Source organism: Pseudomonas sp. D1-36 (genome assembly GCF_051132205.1).
Taxonomy (GTDB): domain Bacteria; phylum Pseudomonadota; class Gammaproteobacteria; order Pseudomonadales; family Pseudomonadaceae; genus Aquipseudomonas.
On record NZ_CP071674.1, the window covers coordinates 5,139,433 to 5,156,545 of the forward strand.

Annotated in this window: 14 protein-coding genes; 8 read left to right on the forward strand and 6 right to left on the reverse strand. The window is 60.9% G+C overall.

Annotation, left to right across the window (positions count from 1 at the left end):
- Positions 1–2: 2 nt before the first annotated feature.
- The 8 genes from J3P76_RS23155 (at position 3) to J3P76_RS23190 (ending at position 8,468) form a co-directional block, all read left to right on the forward strand.
- A complete protein-coding gene (locus J3P76_RS23155; RefSeq protein WP_434609190.1) occupies positions 3–797 on the forward strand; it encodes a carbon-nitrogen hydrolase family protein in 795 nt (264 codons plus the stop codon).
- 48 nt (positions 798–845) lie between these two features.
- A complete protein-coding gene (gene pqqF / locus J3P76_RS23160; protein WP_434628196.1) occupies positions 846–3,281 on the forward strand; it encodes a pyrroloquinoline quinone biosynthesis protein PqqF in 2,436 nt (811 codons plus the stop codon).
- Positions 3,282–3,451: 170 nt separating this feature from the next.
- Entirely contained in the window at positions 3,452–3,526 is a 75-nt protein-coding gene (gene pqqA, locus J3P76_RS23165) for a pyrroloquinoline quinone precursor peptide PqqA (RefSeq protein WP_003177660.1), read from the forward strand.
- Positions 3,527–3,605: 79 nt separating this feature from the next.
- On the forward strand, positions 3,606–4,517 hold the full coding sequence (gene pqqB / locus J3P76_RS23170; RefSeq protein ID WP_434609186.1) for a pyrroloquinoline quinone biosynthesis protein PqqB: 912 nt from the start codon (positions 3,606–3,608) through the stop codon (positions 4,515–4,517).
- Between the two features lie 11 nt (positions 4,518–4,528).
- Positions 4,529–5,281, forward strand: coding sequence for a pyrroloquinoline-quinone synthase PqqC (gene pqqC, locus J3P76_RS23175; protein WP_434609184.1), 753 nt, complete (start codon positions 4,529–4,531; stop codon positions 5,279–5,281).
- Positions 5,278–5,553 (forward strand): pyrroloquinoline quinone biosynthesis peptide chaperone PqqD, encoded by a 276-nt coding sequence (pqqD, locus tag J3P76_RS23180; protein WP_420764897.1) that lies wholly within the window; start codon positions 5,278–5,280, stop codon positions 5,551–5,553. The genes pqqC and pqqD overlap by 4 nt, the downstream gene beginning before the upstream one ends.
- Complete coding sequence (gene pqqE, locus J3P76_RS23185) at positions 5,546–6,676, forward strand: pyrroloquinoline quinone biosynthesis protein PqqE (RefSeq protein WP_434561969.1); 1,131 nt, start codon at positions 5,546–5,548, stop codon at positions 6,674–6,676. The genes pqqD and pqqE overlap by 8 nt, the downstream gene beginning before the upstream one ends.
- Positions 6,642–8,468, forward strand: a complete 1,827-nt coding sequence (locus tag J3P76_RS23190) for a prolyl oligopeptidase family serine peptidase (protein ID WP_434609180.1) — start codon at positions 6,642–6,644, stop codon at positions 8,466–8,468. Before pqqE ends, J3P76_RS23190 begins: the two co-directional genes overlap by 35 nt.
- Positions 8,469–8,602: 134 nt before the next feature.
- Here the strand turns inward: J3P76_RS23190 and J3P76_RS23195 are convergent, their stop codons facing one another.
- The 6 genes from J3P76_RS23195 to J3P76_RS23220 all read right to left on the reverse strand — a co-directional run bounded on the left by J3P76_RS23195 (position 8,603) and on the right by J3P76_RS23220 (position 17,057).
- On the reverse strand, positions 8,603–8,761 hold the full coding sequence (locus J3P76_RS23195; protein ID WP_038436734.1) for a YqaE/Pmp3 family membrane protein: 159 nt from the start codon (positions 8,759–8,761) through the stop codon (positions 8,603–8,605).
- Between the two features lie 342 nt (positions 8,762–9,103).
- Positions 9,104–10,882, reverse strand: coding sequence for an acyl-CoA dehydrogenase C-terminal domain-containing protein (locus J3P76_RS23200; protein WP_420764900.1), 1,779 nt, complete (start codon positions 10,880–10,882; stop codon positions 9,104–9,106).
- Between the two features lie 251 nt (positions 10,883–11,133).
- Entirely contained in the window at positions 11,134–12,930 is a 1,797-nt protein-coding gene (locus J3P76_RS23205) for an acyl-CoA dehydrogenase C-terminal domain-containing protein (protein WP_434609178.1), read from the reverse strand.
- A gap of 91 nt (positions 12,931–13,021) precedes the next feature.
- On the reverse strand, positions 13,022–14,311 hold the full coding sequence (locus tag J3P76_RS23210) for a GGDEF domain-containing protein (RefSeq protein WP_420764902.1): 1,290 nt from the start codon (positions 14,309–14,311) through the stop codon (positions 13,022–13,024).
- A 368-nt stretch (positions 14,312–14,679) separates the two neighbouring features.
- Complete coding sequence (locus tag J3P76_RS23215) at positions 14,680–16,485, reverse strand: phenylacyl-CoA dehydrogenase (protein ID WP_434701282.1); 1,806 nt, start codon at positions 16,483–16,485, stop codon at positions 14,680–14,682.
- A gap of 275 nt (positions 16,486–16,760) precedes the next feature.
- Positions 16,761–17,057 carry a pyrroloquinoline quinone biosynthesis protein PqqE gene (locus J3P76_RS23220; RefSeq protein WP_434649853.1) on the reverse strand — a complete coding sequence of 99 codons (297 nt, stop codon included), beginning with the start codon at positions 17,055–17,057 and terminating at the stop codon, positions 16,761–16,763.
- Positions 17,058–17,113: the final 56 nt, after the last annotated feature.

Below are 17,113 nucleotides of genomic sequence, written 5' to 3' on the forward strand. Positions count from 1 at the left end.
CGATGCGCGTAGCCCTTTACCAATGCCCACCGCTGCCCATGGAACCGGCCGGCAACCTGCAGCGACTGCACCAGGTCGCGCTGGAAGCCAGGGGTGCCGATGTGCTGGTGTTGCCGGAGATGTTCTTGACTGGCTACAACATTGGGGTCGATGCGGTGAATGTACTGGCCGAGGTCTACAACGGCGAATGGGCGCAGCAAATCGGCCGCATCGCCAAGGCGGCCGGCCTGGCCATTCTCTATGGTTACCCGGAGCGCAGCGAAGATGGGCAGATCTACAATTCGGTCCAATTGATCGACGCCCACGGCGAGCGCCTGGCCAATTATCGCAAGAGTCATTTGTTCGGCGACCTCGACCGCACGATGTTCAGCGCGGGCGATTCAGCGTTGCCGATCGTGGAGCTCAACGGTTGGAAGCTCGGCTTCCTGATCTGCTATGACCTAGAGTTTCCAGAAAATGCCCGGCGCCTGGCGCTGGCCGGCGCCGAGCTTATCCTGGTACCCACCGCCAACATGCATCCGTACGAGTTCATCGCCGACGTCACCGTGCGCGCCCGGGCCATCGAGAACCAGTGTTTCGTGGCCTATGCCAACTATTGCGGCCACGAAGGTGAGTTGCAGTATTGCGGTCAGAGCAGCATTGCCGCCCCGAACGGCAGCCGCCCGGCGTTGGCGGGGCTGGACGAAGCGTTGATCGTGGGTGAGCTGGATCGACAATTGATGGAGCAAACGCGGGCAGCCTACAACTACCTGCACGATCGGCGTGCGGCGCTGTACGGCGACTTGCACAAACACTGATCCGGGCTAATCCGCTAGCATGAGCACATCCCAGTCCTGGAAGCGCTCATGCCGGCCCCCGATTCCCTCCGCCCCTCTACCGAAACCCTGTCCAACGGCCTGAAATTGACGTTGCGTCATGCTCCTGGCCTCAAGCGCAGCGCTGCGGTGTTGCGCGTGGCCGCCGGTAGCCATGATGCGCCCAAGGCCTGGCCGGGGCTGGCGCACTTTCTTGAACATCTTTTCTTCCTGGGGACGGAGCGTTTTCCCACTGGGCAGAACCTGATGGCCTACGTGCGGGACCACGGCGGGCAGGTCAACGCGCGTACCAGTGAACGCACCACGGAGTTTATTCTGGAGCTGCCTCCTGCCGCCCTGCCCGGTGGGCTTGAGCGGTTGGCGGACATGCTTGCCCATCTGCGTCTGGATGAGACCGACCAGTTGCGAGAGCGGGAAGTGCTGCACGCAGAGTTTATTGCCTGGTCCCAGGATGCGGCGGCCCAGCGGCAGGTTGCCTTGTATGAAGGACTGTCGAAGGGTCACCCACTGCGCGGCTTTCATGCGGGCAATCGCGACAGCCTCGCCGTACCACAGCCAGAATTCCAGAGCGCGCTGCGCGATTTCTACCAGCGTTTCTATCAGAGCGGCCAGATGACCTTGAGCCTGGCCGGCCCGCAACGCATCGGGACCCTGGAGGCGCTGGCCACTCAGTTCGGTGAAAGCCTGCCAACCGGCAGAACGCAGGTCAGGCAGCCACCGCCGAGGCTCATGGCAGCAACCGAGACCGGGTACCAGCAGGCCCGGCAAGATTCGCTCGACGTACTGTTCGCCTTCGAAAACTTGCCTGCCGCCTCGCCCCAAGCCTTGGATTTCCTCTGCCACTGGCTCAACGCCCCTAAACCGGGCGGGTTGCTTGCAACGTTGCGCCAACGCGGTCTGGCTGACAGCCTCAAAGCCGTGCCCCTGTATGAATTTTCTGGTCAGGCACTGCTTCACATCGAGTTCAAGCACGACCGCGACCAGGTGCCGACTGATATCCAACCGCTGCTGCGCGATTGGCTGGGTTTTTTTGCCGCTCAGGATGACTGGGCATCACTTCGCCAGGCGTTCACTGCGCTACGCCAACGCCAACTGGAGACGGCAACAGCCTTGCAACTGGCTCGTTGGGACAGCGAAGGACGCCAAGGCCCCTTGTCGGAAAACGACCTGATGCGCCTCAGGGAAATCCTCAAGCAATTACACGCCGTCGACCAGCCCGTCGAACCGTGGCAATTGCCCTCGCCCAACCCGTTTCTGCAGAGCATCAACGAACCACCCCGCGCCGGATTGATTCGCGGCCAAACCAGTGCCCACCGCGGCTTACGAACATTCGCACAAGACCGCAGCCGGGGCCGGCGCGAACGCTCGCCCATGCAGTTCAGCCAGGCATTGCCGGATACCTCGCCGGAAGGCGCGGTGTACCTGCGCTGGCTATTGGCGGCCCCCGTATCGCCCGGCCACCAACGCAGGCTCGATCGGCAATTGGCGGATCTGCGCGAAGACGCCCGCCAGGCCGGCGTGGACATTACCTTCGAGACTCATGACGAACAATGCCTGCTGAAACTGACCGGCTTGCAGGCACCGATGCCGCGAGTACTTGAACACCTGCTGGTGGAACTGGGCCAGCCGCTGCCGCCAGTCCCGGCCAATAGCGAGCCTCCCTTGATACCGATCCGACAGCTGTTGCGTGAATTGCCGGAGCTCTTGCGGCAAACCCCACGATCGCCATCATCGTCCGACAGCGATCAGAGCGTCTGGACGAACGCCCGATGGGACGGCTTGGCCGTCGGTCTGGCGGCGGCCACTCAAGTGGCGCTGGGCCCCGTTCTGGCGCGAATTCCTGGGATCGCCCGAGAAGAAGCGGTGTCGACGCTCGTGGCTGCTCCGGGACGCGCCTGGCACACGCTCGAAACTCCAGGAGACGACCACGCCGTACTGATGTTCTGCCCCACGGCAACCCAGGACATTTGCGACGAGGCTGCGTGGCGTTTGCTCGCCCATCTGAGCCAAACCCCGTACTACCAACGCCTGCGAGTGGACCTGCAACTGGGCTATGCGGTGTTCAGTGGTTTGAAGCAGATCGACGGACGCACCGGCCTGCTACTGGGCGCCCAATCACCCGGTGCCTCGGCAGCGCAGTTGGCTGAACATATGGAGCAGTTCCTGGAAACCTTGCCTGAGTTGATCCAGCAGCTAGACGACTCGACCCTGACCAGCCAGCAACAGGCCTTGGCCAGCCAGATTCAAAGCGCGGCGATGCCCATCGTCCAGGCAGCCGAACTGCTCTGGCAGGGCAAACTGGCCGGTCGTCCAACGGACTACCTGCAACGGTTACCCGACGTCATAACATCGATGACACGCGGACAACTGGTCGACGCCGCGCACCGTTTGAAAGAAGCCCTCGGCGGACGTTCCTGCCTGAGCAACGCGCCGTGCCCGGGAACGCCCTGGCGCGCGGTGCGATGATCGTTACCGGCCATGCAACGAGCTTTCTCAAAGAATCGCGGCGAAGGAATTTGTCAGATTTAGTAACATAGCCGCCTAAGCATCTGAACATCTCCGAGCGGAGGTGGACTATATGTATAGGTTCCACCCGTACCATCTAACCGAAGTATCCCAACCAAAGGAGTATTCCCATGTCCTGGTCCAAACCCGCATATATCGATCTGCGTATCGGCTTCGAAGTCACCATGTACTTCGCCAGCCGTTGATTGCTGCAGGCGGTAGTACGCAACACCACGCCTCGGTCATCCGGGGCGTTTTTATTTTCGGTTTGTAGATGGAGCGACCATGTTCGTCCAGATTCTAGGCTCCGCCGCGGGCGGCGGTTTTCCCCAGTGGAACTGCAACTGCGCCAATTGCGCAGGTTTTCGCAACGGCAGCCTGCGGGCCCAGGCGCGTACCCAGTCGTCCATCGCGATTTCCGACGACGGCGTGAGCTGGGTGCTGTGCAACGCCTCGCCGGACATTCGCGCCCAGCTCCAGGGATTTGCCCCGATGCAGCCTGGCCGGGCCCTGCGGGACACCGGTATCGGCGCGATCATTCTGATGGACAGCCAGATCGACCACACCACCGGCCTGCTCAGCCTGCGCGAAGGTTGCCCGCACCAGGTCTGGTGCACCGACATGGTCCATGAAGACCTGAGCACGGGTTTCCCACTGTTCAACATGCTCACCCACTGGAACGGCGGCCTGAGCTGGAACCGCATCCAACTCGATCAGAGTTTCACTATTGCCGCTTGCCCAAGCCTGCGCTTTACCCCACTGCCACTTCGCAGCGCCGCCCCGCCCTATTCCCCGCACCGCTTCGACCCGCACCCGGGCGATAATATCGGGCTGATCGTCGAAGACCTGCGCACCGGCGGCAAGCTGTTCTATGCACCAGGCCTGGGCAAGGTCGACGGTCCGCTGCTGGACATCATGGCCGGCAGCGACTGCCTGTTGGTGGACGGCACGATGTGGGACGACGATGAAATGCAGCGCCGTGGCGTCGGCACCCGCACCGGTCGGGAAATGGGCCACCTGGCGCAGCACGGCCCTGGCGGCATGCTTGAAGTGCTGGAGCAACTGCCCGAGCAGCGCAAGGTCCTTATTCATATCAACAACACCAACCCGATACTCGACGAGGATTCACCCGAGCGGGCCGAGCTGGTGCGACGCAATGTCGAAGTCGCCTACGACGGCATGAGCATCGAACTGTAGGAGGCCCCGAAATGACTGACACGCCATTGACCACCGCAGAATTTGAAGCAGCCTTGCGCGCCAAGGGCGCCTTCTACCATATCCATCACCCGTACCACGTGGCGATGTACGAAGGCCGTGCCACACGCGAGCAGATCCAGGGTTGGGTCGCGAACCGCTTCTATTACCAAGTGAACATTCCGCTCAAGGACGCCGCGATCCTGGCCAACTGCCCGGATCGGGAGGTCCGCCGCGAGTGGATCCAGCGTTTGCTTGACCATGACGGCGCCCCTGGCGAAGACGGCGGCATCGAAGCCTGGCTACGGCTGGGCCAAGCGGTGGGCCTCGATCCCGATCAATTGCGTTCCCAGGAACTGGTGCTGCCAGGTGTGCGCTTCGCCGTGGACGCCTATGTCAACTTCGCCCGCCGCGCCTCTTGGCAGGAAGCCGCCAGCAGCTCGCTGACCGAACTGTTCGCCCCGCAGATCCACCAGTCGCGCCTCGACAGTTGGCCGCAGCACTACCCATGGATCGACCCGGCCGGCTACGAATACTTCCGCACCCGCCTGGGCCAGGCCCGGCGCGACGTGGAGCACGGGTTGGCGATCACCTTGCAGCACTACACCACGCGTGAAGGCCAGGAACGCATGCTGGAGATTCTCCAGTTCAAACTCGACATTCTCTGGAGCATGCTCGACGCCATGAGCATGGCCTACGAACTGAACCGCCCGCCCTATCACACCGTGACCGACCAACGGGTCTGGCACAAAGGAATCGCCTTATGAGTTTCGATCGCAGCCAAATCCCCGATTGGCGCCCCGGCTATCGCTTTCAGTACGAACCGGCCCAGAAAGGTCACGTGCTGCTCTATCCTGAAGGCATGATCAAGCTGAACGACAGCGCTGCGCTGATCGGTGGCCTGATCGATGGCGAGCGCGATGTGGCGGCGATCATCGCTGAGCTGGACAAACAATTTCCCGGTGTGCCTGAGCTCGGTGACGACATCGAGCAATTCATGGAGGTCGCCCGTGCTGAGCACTGGATCACCCTTGCCTGAGAAGCCCGCCGTCGGCCTGCCGTTGTGGCTGCTGGCCGAGCTGACCTATCGCTGCCCGCTGCAATGCCCGTACTGCTCCAACCCGCTGGACTTTGCCGAGCAAGGCAAGGAACTGAGCACCGAGCAGTGGTTCAAGGTGTTCCGCGAGGCCCGGGAGATGGGCGCTGCGCAGTTGGGCTTTTCCGGTGGCGAACCGCTGGTGCGCCAGGACCTGGCCGAGCTGATCGGGGAGGCGCGCAAGTTGGGTTTCTACACCAACCTGATCACCTCCGGTATCGGTTTGACCGAACAGAAAATCAGCGATTTCAAGAAGGCCGGCCTGGACCATATCCAGATCAGTTTCCAGGCCAGCGATGAGCAGGTGAACAACTTGCTGGCCGGCTCGAAGAAAGCCTTCGCGCAAAAACTGGAAATGGCCCGGGCGGTGAAGGCCCACGGCTATCCGATGGTGCTGAACTTCGTGACCCATCGGCACAACATCGACAAGATCGATCGCATCATCGAGCTGTGCATCGCCCTGCAAGCCGACTTCGTCGAGCTCGCCACGTGCCAGTTCTATGGCTGGGCGCACCTCAACCGCGTCGGCCTGCTGCCCACCCGGGAACAGCTGGTGCGGGCCGAACGCATTACCAATGAATACCGGGCCAAGCTGGAAGCCGAAGGCAATCCGTGCAAGTTGATCTTCGTGACCCCGGACTACTATGAGGAACGCCCCAAAGCCTGCATGAACGGCTGGGGCAGCATCTTCCTGACCGTCACGCCGGACGGCACCGCATTGCCGTGCCATGGCGCCCGGCAAATGCCGGTGCAGTTTCCGAATGTGCGCGATTACAGCATGCAGCACATCTGGTACGACTCGTTCGGCTTCAACCGTTTCCGCGGATACGACTGGATGCCCGAGCCCTGCCGCTCGTGCGATGAAAAAGAAAAGGATTTCGGCGGCTGCCGCTGCCAGGCGTTCATGCTCACAGGCGACGCCAGCAACGCCGACCCGGTGTGCAGCAAATCCGAACACCACGGCATGATTCTCCAGGCGCGCGAAGACGCCGAGCATGCCACGCAAACCATTGAACAATTGGCCTTTCGCAATGAACGAAACTCGCGCCTCATCGTTAAAGGCTGATCCGCTCAGCGCCGCCCAGGCTGTCGCGGCAGGCATCGACTTTGCCGAACTGCAACTCGGGCCTTCAGGGCTTTTCTGGAATGAATACCGCCCAGCGGATGGCGCCTGCCGGATCTGGCATTGGCAAGATGCCAAGGCCCGCTGTCTGACCCCGGACGGGTTCAGCGCGCGCAGTCGGGTCTACGAATACGGTGGCGGGTCGTTTTGCCTGAGCGATGACGGCGTGCTGTTTGTCAACGAGGCCGACCAACAGCTGTATTACCAGTCATTGGACGGCGATCGTCCCGTGGCGCTGACTTGGGGCGAGAGGCGATATGGCGACCTGCACTTCGCCGCGGGGCGAGTGCTGGCGGTTGAGGAACAGGCCAATCAGCATCGTCTGGTGTCGATCGGGCTGGCCGATTTTAAGCGACAGGTGCTGGCCGAGGGTGCGGATTTCTACGCCGCGCCGATCCTGAGCCCGGATCAAAAGCGCCTCGCCTGGATCGAATGGAGCCGTCCTCATCAACCCTGGACGGCCACGCGACTGATGTTGGCAGAGCGTAACGATGCAGGTTGGAGTGAGCCGCGCTGCGTTGCCGGCCAAGGTGAGGATGAGTCCATCCAGCAACCACGATTCGACGCGGCGAATCGTCTTTATTGCCTGACGGATCGGGGTGGTTATTGGCAGCCTTGGGTCGAAGATGCCGGCTTCTTGAAACCATTGGCTGCCGCCGAAGCCGATCACGCCCCGGCGCCTTGGCAATTGGGCGGCTGTACCTGGCTGCCCTTGGGCGAGGACATTTACCTGGCGAGCTGGACCGAAGCGGGTTTTGGCCGGCTGGGCCTGCGCCATAGCGGCGCGATTGAGGAGTTCACCGGACCCTACAGCCGCTTTCGCAGCCTGGCCATGGATGAGCAATTCGTTTATGCAATTGCCGCTTCGCCGACCAGCCCGTCGGCGGTCATTGCTATTGAACGACAAAACCACGAAGCCATAATCGTGGCCGGCGGCGTTTCGCCGTTACCCGCCGAGCACATCAGCTGTCCGCAAACCCTGCGCTATCCCGTCGCTTCAAGCGAGGCCCACGGGTTCTTTTATCCTGCGATGGACGCCAAGGCTAAACCGCCGCTGGTGGTGTTTATCCATGGCGGGCCGACGTCGGCCTGCTATCCCATTTTCGACCCGCGCATCCAATACTGGACCCAGCGCGGCTTTGCCGTGGCCGATCTCAACTACCGCGGCAGCAGTGGCTACGGCCGGGCTTACCGGCAGGCATTGCATTTGAACTGGGGCGTGGTGGATGTCGAGGATGCCTGCGCGGTTGTCGCGTATCTGGATGAGCAGGGCTTGATCGATAGCCGCTGCGCCTTCATTCGTGGCGGCAGCGCCGGTGGGTACACGACACTTTGCGCCTTGGCGTTCCGGAACGTATTCCGTGCCGGCGCCAGCCTCTACGGCGTCAGCGACCCCGCTGCCCTGGGCCGCGCGACACACAAATTCGAAGGGGACTACCTGGACTGGCTGATCGGCGATCCACAGCTGGACGCCGAACGCTACAGGGCCCGCACGCCGTTGCTTCACGCCGACCGGATCCGCGCGCCGATGATTTTTTTCCAAGGTGAACTCGATGCCGTGGTCGTGCCGCAGCAAACCCGCGATATGGTCAAGGCCTTGGAAGACAACGGTGTTCCGGTGGAGGCGCACTACTACCCGGACGAGCGCCACGGCTTTCGCAAGGCGTCGAACCAGGCGCATGCGCTGGAGCATGAGTGGTTGTTTTATCGAAAAGTGATAGAAGTGAGCTTATAAAAAGTGGCGAGCTCTTGTGGCGAAGGGAGCTTGCTCCCGCTCGATTGCGCAGCAATCGCAGGGCTTGGGGCCGCTCCGCGACCCAGCGGGAGCAAGCTCCCTCGCCACAAGAGCAATCCTCTAGCTGCAAACTTTCAGCGCTTGGCGATGATGTACACCGCATGCACGATGCCTGGGATGTAGCCCAACAGCGTCAGCAGAATATTCAGCCAGAAAGCCCCGCCGAAACCGACTTGCAGAAACACACCCAGCGGCGGCAGAAGAATGGCGATGATGATGCGAATGATATCCATGGATGACTCCCTGATTGGCGATGGCCATATTGCCATATGCTCATGGACACCTGACCGCTCGTCAGGGTTCAGTGCGGACCATCAAGGGGCGCCCAAAGGGAAGGTTATGCGCGGACAAAAAACGCAGGCAAAAGAAAACCCCGCCGAAGCGGGGCTTTGCAGACTGTTTCCCTGACATCCATTTCACTCCGCCTTCCTGGCAGAATCCTACGTGTCCGTGTTGTTACTTTTGCGCGTCCTGCGCTACGTCCATGGAAGCTAGATTAGCCGTGGATCCAATCTGCCGATAGAGGGAAATCGCCAGCACGTGATGTAAGCATTTGCTTACATCACGACACACCTTCAGAACTGGCCCGGCTCCAAGAGGAACAGCGACTCACTGCCGGCCTTCACCGAAGCGCTCAGCGAATGAATTCGCGGTAACAGGCGGGCGAAGTAGAATCGCGCCGTGCCCAGCTTGCCTGCGTAGAAATCATCCTGGCTTTCCTTGCCCAGGGCCGCCCTGGCCATCAACGCCCACATGTAGGCATAAGCGGTGTAGCCGAACGCTTGCAGGTATTCCACCGAAGCCGCGCCAATTTCGTTCGGGTTGTTTTTTGCCCGATCGAGCAGCCATTCGGTCAGCTCGTCCAGCGTGCCAACGGCATCGTTCAACGGTTGGGTGAACTCCGACAAATCGCTGCTTGCGGTGGCGGTGAAATGACGGATTTCATCGGCGAACAATTTATAGAACGCCCCACCACTTCCGACGATCTTGCGCCCTACCAGATCCAGCGCCTGGATACCGTTGGTGCCTTCATAGATCTGCGTGATGCGCACGTCACGCACCAGTTGCTCCTGGCCCCATTCGCGGATGTAACCGTGACCGCCGAAGATCTGCTGGCCATGGACCGTGGTTTCCAGGCCCAGATCGGTCAGGAAAGCCTTGGCCACCGGCGTCAGCAGCGCGACCAGGTCTTCCGCGCGCTTGCGCGTGGCTGGGTCTTCGCTGAATTTCGCGGTATCCAGTTGCATCGCCACGTAGGTGGAAAATGCGCGGCCACCTTCGTTCGAGGCTTTCATGGTCAGTAGCATGCGGCGCACGTCCGGGTGGACGATGATCGGGTCAGCGATCTTGTCTTTGTTTTGCGCGCCGGTTGGCGAACGGCTTTGCAGGCGATCGCGGGCGTATTCGATAGCGTTCTGATAGGAACGCTCGCCAGTGGCCAGGCCCTGGATACCGACGCCCAGGCGCTCGTAGTTCATCATGGTGAACATCGCCGCCAGGCCTTTGTTGGGCTCGCCGACCAGATAACCTACCGCTTCGTCGAAGTTCATCACGCAGGTGGCGGACGCCTGGATGCCCATCTTGTGCTCGATCGAACCGCAGTTGGCTGCGTTGCGTGCGCCCAGGCTGCCGTCGGCATTGACCATGAATTTCGGCACGAGGAACAGCGAGATGCCTTTCGGCCCGGCCGGTGCGTCCGGGAGCTTCGCCAACACCAGGTGAATGATGTTTTCGGTGAGGTCGTGTTCGCCGCCTGTGATGAAAATCTTGGTGCCGCTGACTTTGTAGGAACCGTCGGCCTGGGGTTCAGCCTTGGTCCGGATGATCCCCAGGTCGGTACCGGCGTGAGGCTCGGTCAGGCACATCGAGCCGGCCCAGATGCCCGCGTACATATTCGGCAAGTACGCGGCCTTCAACGCTTCGCTGGCGTGGGCATTGATCGACAGGCAAGCCCCGGCGGTCAGCATCGGGTACAGCCCAAATGAGAGGCTGGCGGAGTTGACCATTTCCTCGACCTGGGCCGAAACAGCCTTGGGCATGCCCATGCCACCATACGCCGGATCACCACCGACACCCACCCAGCCGCCTTCGGCATAAGTCTTATAAGCCTGTGGGAAACCTGCCGGGGTCGTGACGGCGCCGTCAGCCCAGTGGCAACCTTCCTCGTCAGCCGCGCGGCTGAGGGGCGCTACGCTTTTGCTGGTGACCTTGCCGGCCTCTTCAAGAATCGCCTCGACAGTTTCAGCGTCCACAGTGTCGGCCAGCGCCGGCAATTGAGCCCAAAGTTTCGCGACCTCGAATACTTCATTGAGGACGAAGCGCATATCGCGCAGGGGCGCTTTGTAGTCAGCCATGGCAAACCTCGCAGGATCTAAACAATTGGTTCGTGGGAAAGCGTTTCACAATGGGTCAGAGTGTACCCCAACAACTTTTGCGACACATAGGGTCAACCCGTGACCGTTTTGTAATTTTTAGTCACGGTCGAAATTTGATGTTTTATCGTGGCGAGGGAGCTTGCTCCCGCTGGGGTGCGCAGCAGCCCTTTTTTGAGAGCTACGCACTCAAGCCGGAGCAAGCTCCCTCGCCAAGGAGATATTTCAGCCCTTCAAAGCGCAAACAACTGCGCCGGCAACTTCATCAGGCATTCGCTTCCCGCCTCGACAGCTGAGCGATGAGCGGCCGTGCGCGGCAACAGGCGCTTGAAATAAAATTCACAAGTCGCCAGCTTGGCCCGGCAAAAATCCGCGTCGCCATCGCCACTGTCGAGTTGCGCCTGAGCCACCAACGCCATGCGCAACCACAGGTAAGCCAGGATGATGTAACCGCTGTACATCAGGTAATCCACGGAGGCGGCCCCCACCTCATCGGGATTTTTCATGGCAGCCATGCCGACCTGGGTCGTCAAATCACCCCATTGCCGATTAAGCCCGTCCAGTTGCGCAATGTATCCCTGGAGTTGCGCATGCCCGGTATTGGCGGCGCAGAACTGATGAACAATTTTGGTAAACCCGCGCAGCAGCTTGCCTTGGCTGCCCAGCACCTTGCGTCCCAGCAAGTCCAAGGCCTGGATGCCGTTGGTGCCTTCGTAGATCGGCGCGATCCGACAATCGCGTACCAATTGTTCCATGCCCCACTCGCGGATAAAGCCGTGGCCGCCGAAAACCTGCATGCCGTGGTTGGTTACCTCCAGCCCCGTGTCGGTCATGAACGCTTTGCAGATAGGCGTGAGGAAGGCCAACAGGTCTTCGGCCTCTTGGCGGGCGGTTTCGTCGCGGCTCAAGTGCGCGGTGTCGAGCAATTGCGCAGTGAAGTACGTCAGCGCCCGGTTGCCTTCGTTGAAGGCCTTCATCGTCAAGAGCATCCTGCGCACGTCAGGGTGGACGATGATTGGGTCGGCCGCTTTTTCCGGCGCCTTGGGGCCGGTCAGCGAGCGCATCTGCAGACGATCATTGGCGTATCTGACCGCGCCCTGGAAACTCGCCTCGCCCAGACAAAGACCCTGCATGCCGGTGCCGAGGCGGGCATGGTTCATCATGGTGAACATACAGTTGAGGCCCTTGTTCGCCTCGCCGATCAGGAACCCCTTGGCGCCGTCGAAGTTCAGCACACAGGTCGCCGAGGCCTTGATGCCCATCTTGTGTTCGATCGACCCGCAGGAAACGCCATTGCGCTCCCCGGCCTCGCCTGCGGCGTCGGGCAGGAACTTCGGCACGATAAACAACGAGATGCCCTTGGTCCCGGCCGGAGCATCCGGCAGCTTGGCGAGCACCAGATGGATGATGTTGTCGCTCATGTCGTGCTCGCCGGCGCTGATGAAGATCTTGCTGCCGGTCACCGCATAGCTGCCGTCAGCCTGGGGCACCGCGCGGGTCTTGATAATGCCCAGGTCGGTGCCGCAGTGGGCTTCGGTCAGGCACATGGTACCGGTCCACTGGCCGGCGGTGAGTTTGCTGAGATAGGTCTGCTTCTGTTCCTCGGTGCCATGGGCGTGGATCGCCGACATGGCGCCGTGGGTCAGGCCAGGGTACATGCCCCAGGAAGTGTTGCTCGACCCGATCATTTCGCTGATGACCAGGCCCAGGGAACTGGGCAGGCCTTGGCCGCCATACGCTGGGTCCGCCGCCAGGCCGTGCCAGCCGCCTTCCACATACTGTGCGAACGCCTGCCGGAAACCTGTAGGCGTAGTCACCACGCCATTGTCGAAATGGCAGCCCTCCTCGTCACCTGGACGATTGAGCGGCGCCAGCACATTCTCACAGAACCGAGCACCTTCCTCGAGGATGGCGCTGACCATGTCCGGGCTGGCATCGCTGGCACCCAGTTCGGCATAGCGGCCATGGAAATCGAAGACGTGGTCGATCAGAAAGCGCATGTCGCGCAGGGGAGCTTTGTACTCGGGCATGGTGGTTTTCTCCGGTAGCAGATCGTTTAAACCTACTGCCGGCCACCGGGGCCCACAATCACAGTCCAGACGCTGAATGCGCCATCATCACTCAACCCGCGGCGGCCTCCATGCGCACCGCACCACGACGACTCTGCCCGAAGGCGACCACACAGTTTCGCCCCGCGCCCTTGGCGTTATACAGCGCCTGGTCCGCCGATTTGAGCACCTCTTCGGGCGTACGCTGCTCGATGCGCTCGGCCACGCCGATGCTGACGGTTACCGATACGCTGGAGGCGCCAGCGCCCGAGCGACGCTGGCGCCCTTGCTGATCGTCCTGGGGGCGACTGTCGGAATTACGCAATTGAATAGCGTAGGTCTCGATGGACTGACGGATGACTTCCAGATGGGGCATGCACTCATCAATGGTTTTACCGGCGAACACCAGCGCAAATTCCTCACCACCATAGCGATAAGCCCTACCGCCCCCGCCGATTTTTGACAGCTTGCTGGCTACCAGGCGCAGCACTTGATCGCCGACGTCGTGGCCGTGGGTGTCGTTGAACTTCTTGAAATGGTCCACGTCGCTCATCGCCAATACGTAATTGCGCCCCAGGCGCTGCATGCGCTCATTCAAGGCACGACGTCCCGGCAGGCCGGTGAGCTCGTCGCGGAACGCCATTTGATATGCCTCGTGGGCGACCGCGGCAGCAATCATCAGCATCACCTGGCTGCACATGATGTTCAGGGTGAACGGCAAGATGAAGGTTTTCGGCAGCATCCAGAACAATCCCAGCAGCCCCACCAGTTGCGCCGCGTGAAGCGGCCGGGGATTACGCCAGTATTGCCAGGCCAGCAGCAGGAACGCGGCGGCGAACATAGGGTAGGACAATTGGATCAGGCTCATCCAGGCGCCGTGCAACGCGGGCCAGCGGATCTCCGAAAGCCACAACAACAAGGCCTGGGGGAAACTTTGCTCCAGGGCCAGCGCCACGCTGCCGAAAACCAGCAACACCGCGAACCGCGCCACCATGTCCTGGAACAGATGGGTGCGCTCCTGCCACGCCGCGAACAGCCCGAACAACAGCGGCAGCAACAAGCAGACGAGATGGAACACCACCGCCGCGTCTTCACGCACCTTACCGTTATCGCGGTAGAAATCGGTTTGGGTGTCCAGCAGGAAGTAGGCGATGTACACCGTGACCATCAGAAACAGCTCACGCTGGCGCCGGTAAACGGAGCAATACGCGCCCCCCAGTAGCAATACCAATGTAGGAAGCACATTGAACAGGGAGGTAAAGAATACGTTGAGATCCTTGACGTAGGCAGCCGCGAGCCCTGCCAACAACAGCAACAGTGACGGTAGGAAATGGCTGAGACGTACAGCGGAAGAACGCGGCAAGGGTAAGCTCCGACCCGGCTGATCAAGGATGGCATTGTGCCTGCGCTGTGTGACCGATGTCACACTGCCATCGCTGTAACGGCAGAGGCCGGAGTTTTCTTAAGGCTTTGTTGGATGAATATTGTTTCAGGATCGCTATAAATCCCCGTGGCGAGAGAGCTTGCTCCCGCTCGGCTGCGAAGCAGTCGTAAACCGGCGGGTGCGGTGTGTCTGATGCTCGCATTCGGCAGGTTTGGGGCCGCTTCGCAGCCCAGCGGGAGCAAGCTCCCTCGCCACGGGTTCGTCGAAAGCCTTGATTGGGGTTATGGCAGGCATGAAAAAGCCGCTGCTCCCGAAGAAGCAGCGGCTTGTGGAGAATCGCCTAAGGCTTAGTAGCCCAGCGCGAAATCTTCTTCCTTCATGTCCATCAGGTTGTTGGCGCCCGACAACATGGCCGCAACATGGGTGCGGGTACGCGGCAGGATGCGCTGGAAGTAGAAGCGCGCGGTCTGCAGCTTGGCGGTGTAGAACGCTTCTTCGGTGGTGCCGGCTGCGAGTTTTTCCGCTGCCAGACGCGCCATGTCGGCCCAGAAATAGGCCAGGCAGGCGTAACCGGAGTACATCAGGTAATCCACCGAGGCAGCGCCGACTTCTTCGCGATCCTTCATGGCCGCCATGCCAACCTTCATGGTCAGCTCGCCCCATTCTTTGTTCAGCGCAGCCAGGGGTTCGACGAACTCCTTGACCGCTTCGTTGCCTTCGTTGCCCTGGCAGAACTTGTGGACGATCTTGGTGAAGCCCTTGAGCGCTTCGCCCTGGGTCATCAGGACTTTACGGCCCAGCAGGTCGAGCGCCTGAATGCCGGTGGTGCCTTCGTACAGCATCGAGATGCGGCTGTCGCGAACGTTCTGCTCCATGCCCCACTCGGCGATGAAGCCGTGGCCGCCGTAGATCTGCACGCCATGGTTGGCCGATTCGAAGCCGACTTCGGTCATGAAGGCCTTGGCGATCGGCGTCATGAACGCCAGCAGCGCATCGGCTTTCTTCTTCTCTTCTTCATCCACGCCGTACTTGACGATATCCACCTGCTTGGCGGTGAAGTACACCATCGCCCGGTTGCCCTCGGCGAAGGCCTTCATGGTCAACAGCATGCGGCGCACGTCAGGGTGCACGATGATCGGGTCGGCGGCCTTGTCTGGCGCTTTCGGGCCGGTCAAAGAACGCATTTGCAGGCGATCACGGGCATATTTCAGGCCGCCCTGGAAGCCGATCTCGGCGTGGGCCAGGCCTTGCAGCGCAGTGCCCAGGCGTGCGGTGTTCATGAAGGTGAACATGCAGTTCAGGCCCTTGTTCGCCGGGCCGATCAGGAAACCGGTGGCCGCGTCGAAGTTCATCACGCAGGTGGCGTTGCCGTGGATGCCCATCTTGTGTTCCAGGGAACCACAGCTCACGGCGTTGCGCTGGCCGACGGTGCCGTCGGCGTTCGGCAGGAATTTTGGAACGATGAACAGCGAGATGCCCTTGGTGCCGGCGGGTGCATCCGGCAGGCGTGCCAGCACGATGTGGACAATGTTGTCGGCCATGTCGTGTTCGCCAGCCGAGATGAAAATCTTGGTGCCGGTCACTTTGTAGGAACCGTCGGCCCGAGGTTCGGCCTTGGTGCGCAGCATACCCAGGTCGGTGCCGCAGTGAGGTTCAGTCAGGCACATGGTGCCGGTCCATTCGCCGGACACCAGCTTGGTCAGGTACGCCTCTTGCTGCTCGGGCGTGCCGTGTTCGGAAATGGTGTTCATCGCGCCATGGGACAAGCCTGGGTACATGCCCCACGACCAGTTGGCTTCACCGACCATCTCGCTGACCGCCAGGCCCAGGGACTCCGGCAGGCCTTGGCCGCCGTGCTCGACGTCATGGGCCAGGCTTGGCCAGCCGCCTTCGACGAACTGCTTGTAGGCTTCCTTGAAGCCGGTCGGAGTTTTCACGCCGGACTCGCTCCAGGTGCAACCCTCAAGGTCACCCACGCGGTTCAGCGGTGCCAGCACCTGCTCACAAAACTTGGCGCCTTCTTCGAGAATGGCGTCAACCATGTCTGGAGTTGCGTCCTGGCAAGCCGGAAGGCTCTGATAATGCGCTTCGTAGCCGAGCAGTTCGTCACGAACGAAGCGAATATCACGCAAGGGGGCCTTGTAGTCAGGCATAGCGATAAACCTCTGCTGATGTAACCGGGGATGAACGACCGCGCGGATTTGTTGTAGCGGTCAAACAGTTGTTTGAAACATACGTTTACGCCCAAAACTTGTCAAGCATCGATCTTTTGCCATTCGTCATCGATTAGCAGGCGTTCGGGACGAGAGAAATCCATCGCTATGAATTGTGCGCAGGACGCGCAGGGAAAGATTAGTTGAGGGAGAAGGAGTTAGAGACAAAAACGCCGCGATTATCGCGGCGTTTTCAAAGTCCGTGTCGGGTCGGATCAGGCAAATGTGTTGATCAAAGTGCCGAGCATTTCGTCGGAAGCCTTGGCGACGTTCACGCCCAATTGGACCTGGAACTTGCCTTGGGCCATGTCCACCATGTTGCTGGCCAGGTCCGATTGCCGGCTGCGATCCACCGAGCGCAGGCGATCGACCTGGACTTCGGAGGATTGGCTGGTGACCGAACGCTCGATCGTATTGTTGGCGATCTGGCTGGAGGCCTGGTCGACACGGTTCTGCCCCGTCTGAATCGTGCTCAGACCAGCGTAGAACGCGGTATTTCCTGAGATTTCCATGGCGAGGCTCGTTTTCTTGAAAGGGTCGGCACTGGCATTGAACCAGAAGGCTTGGC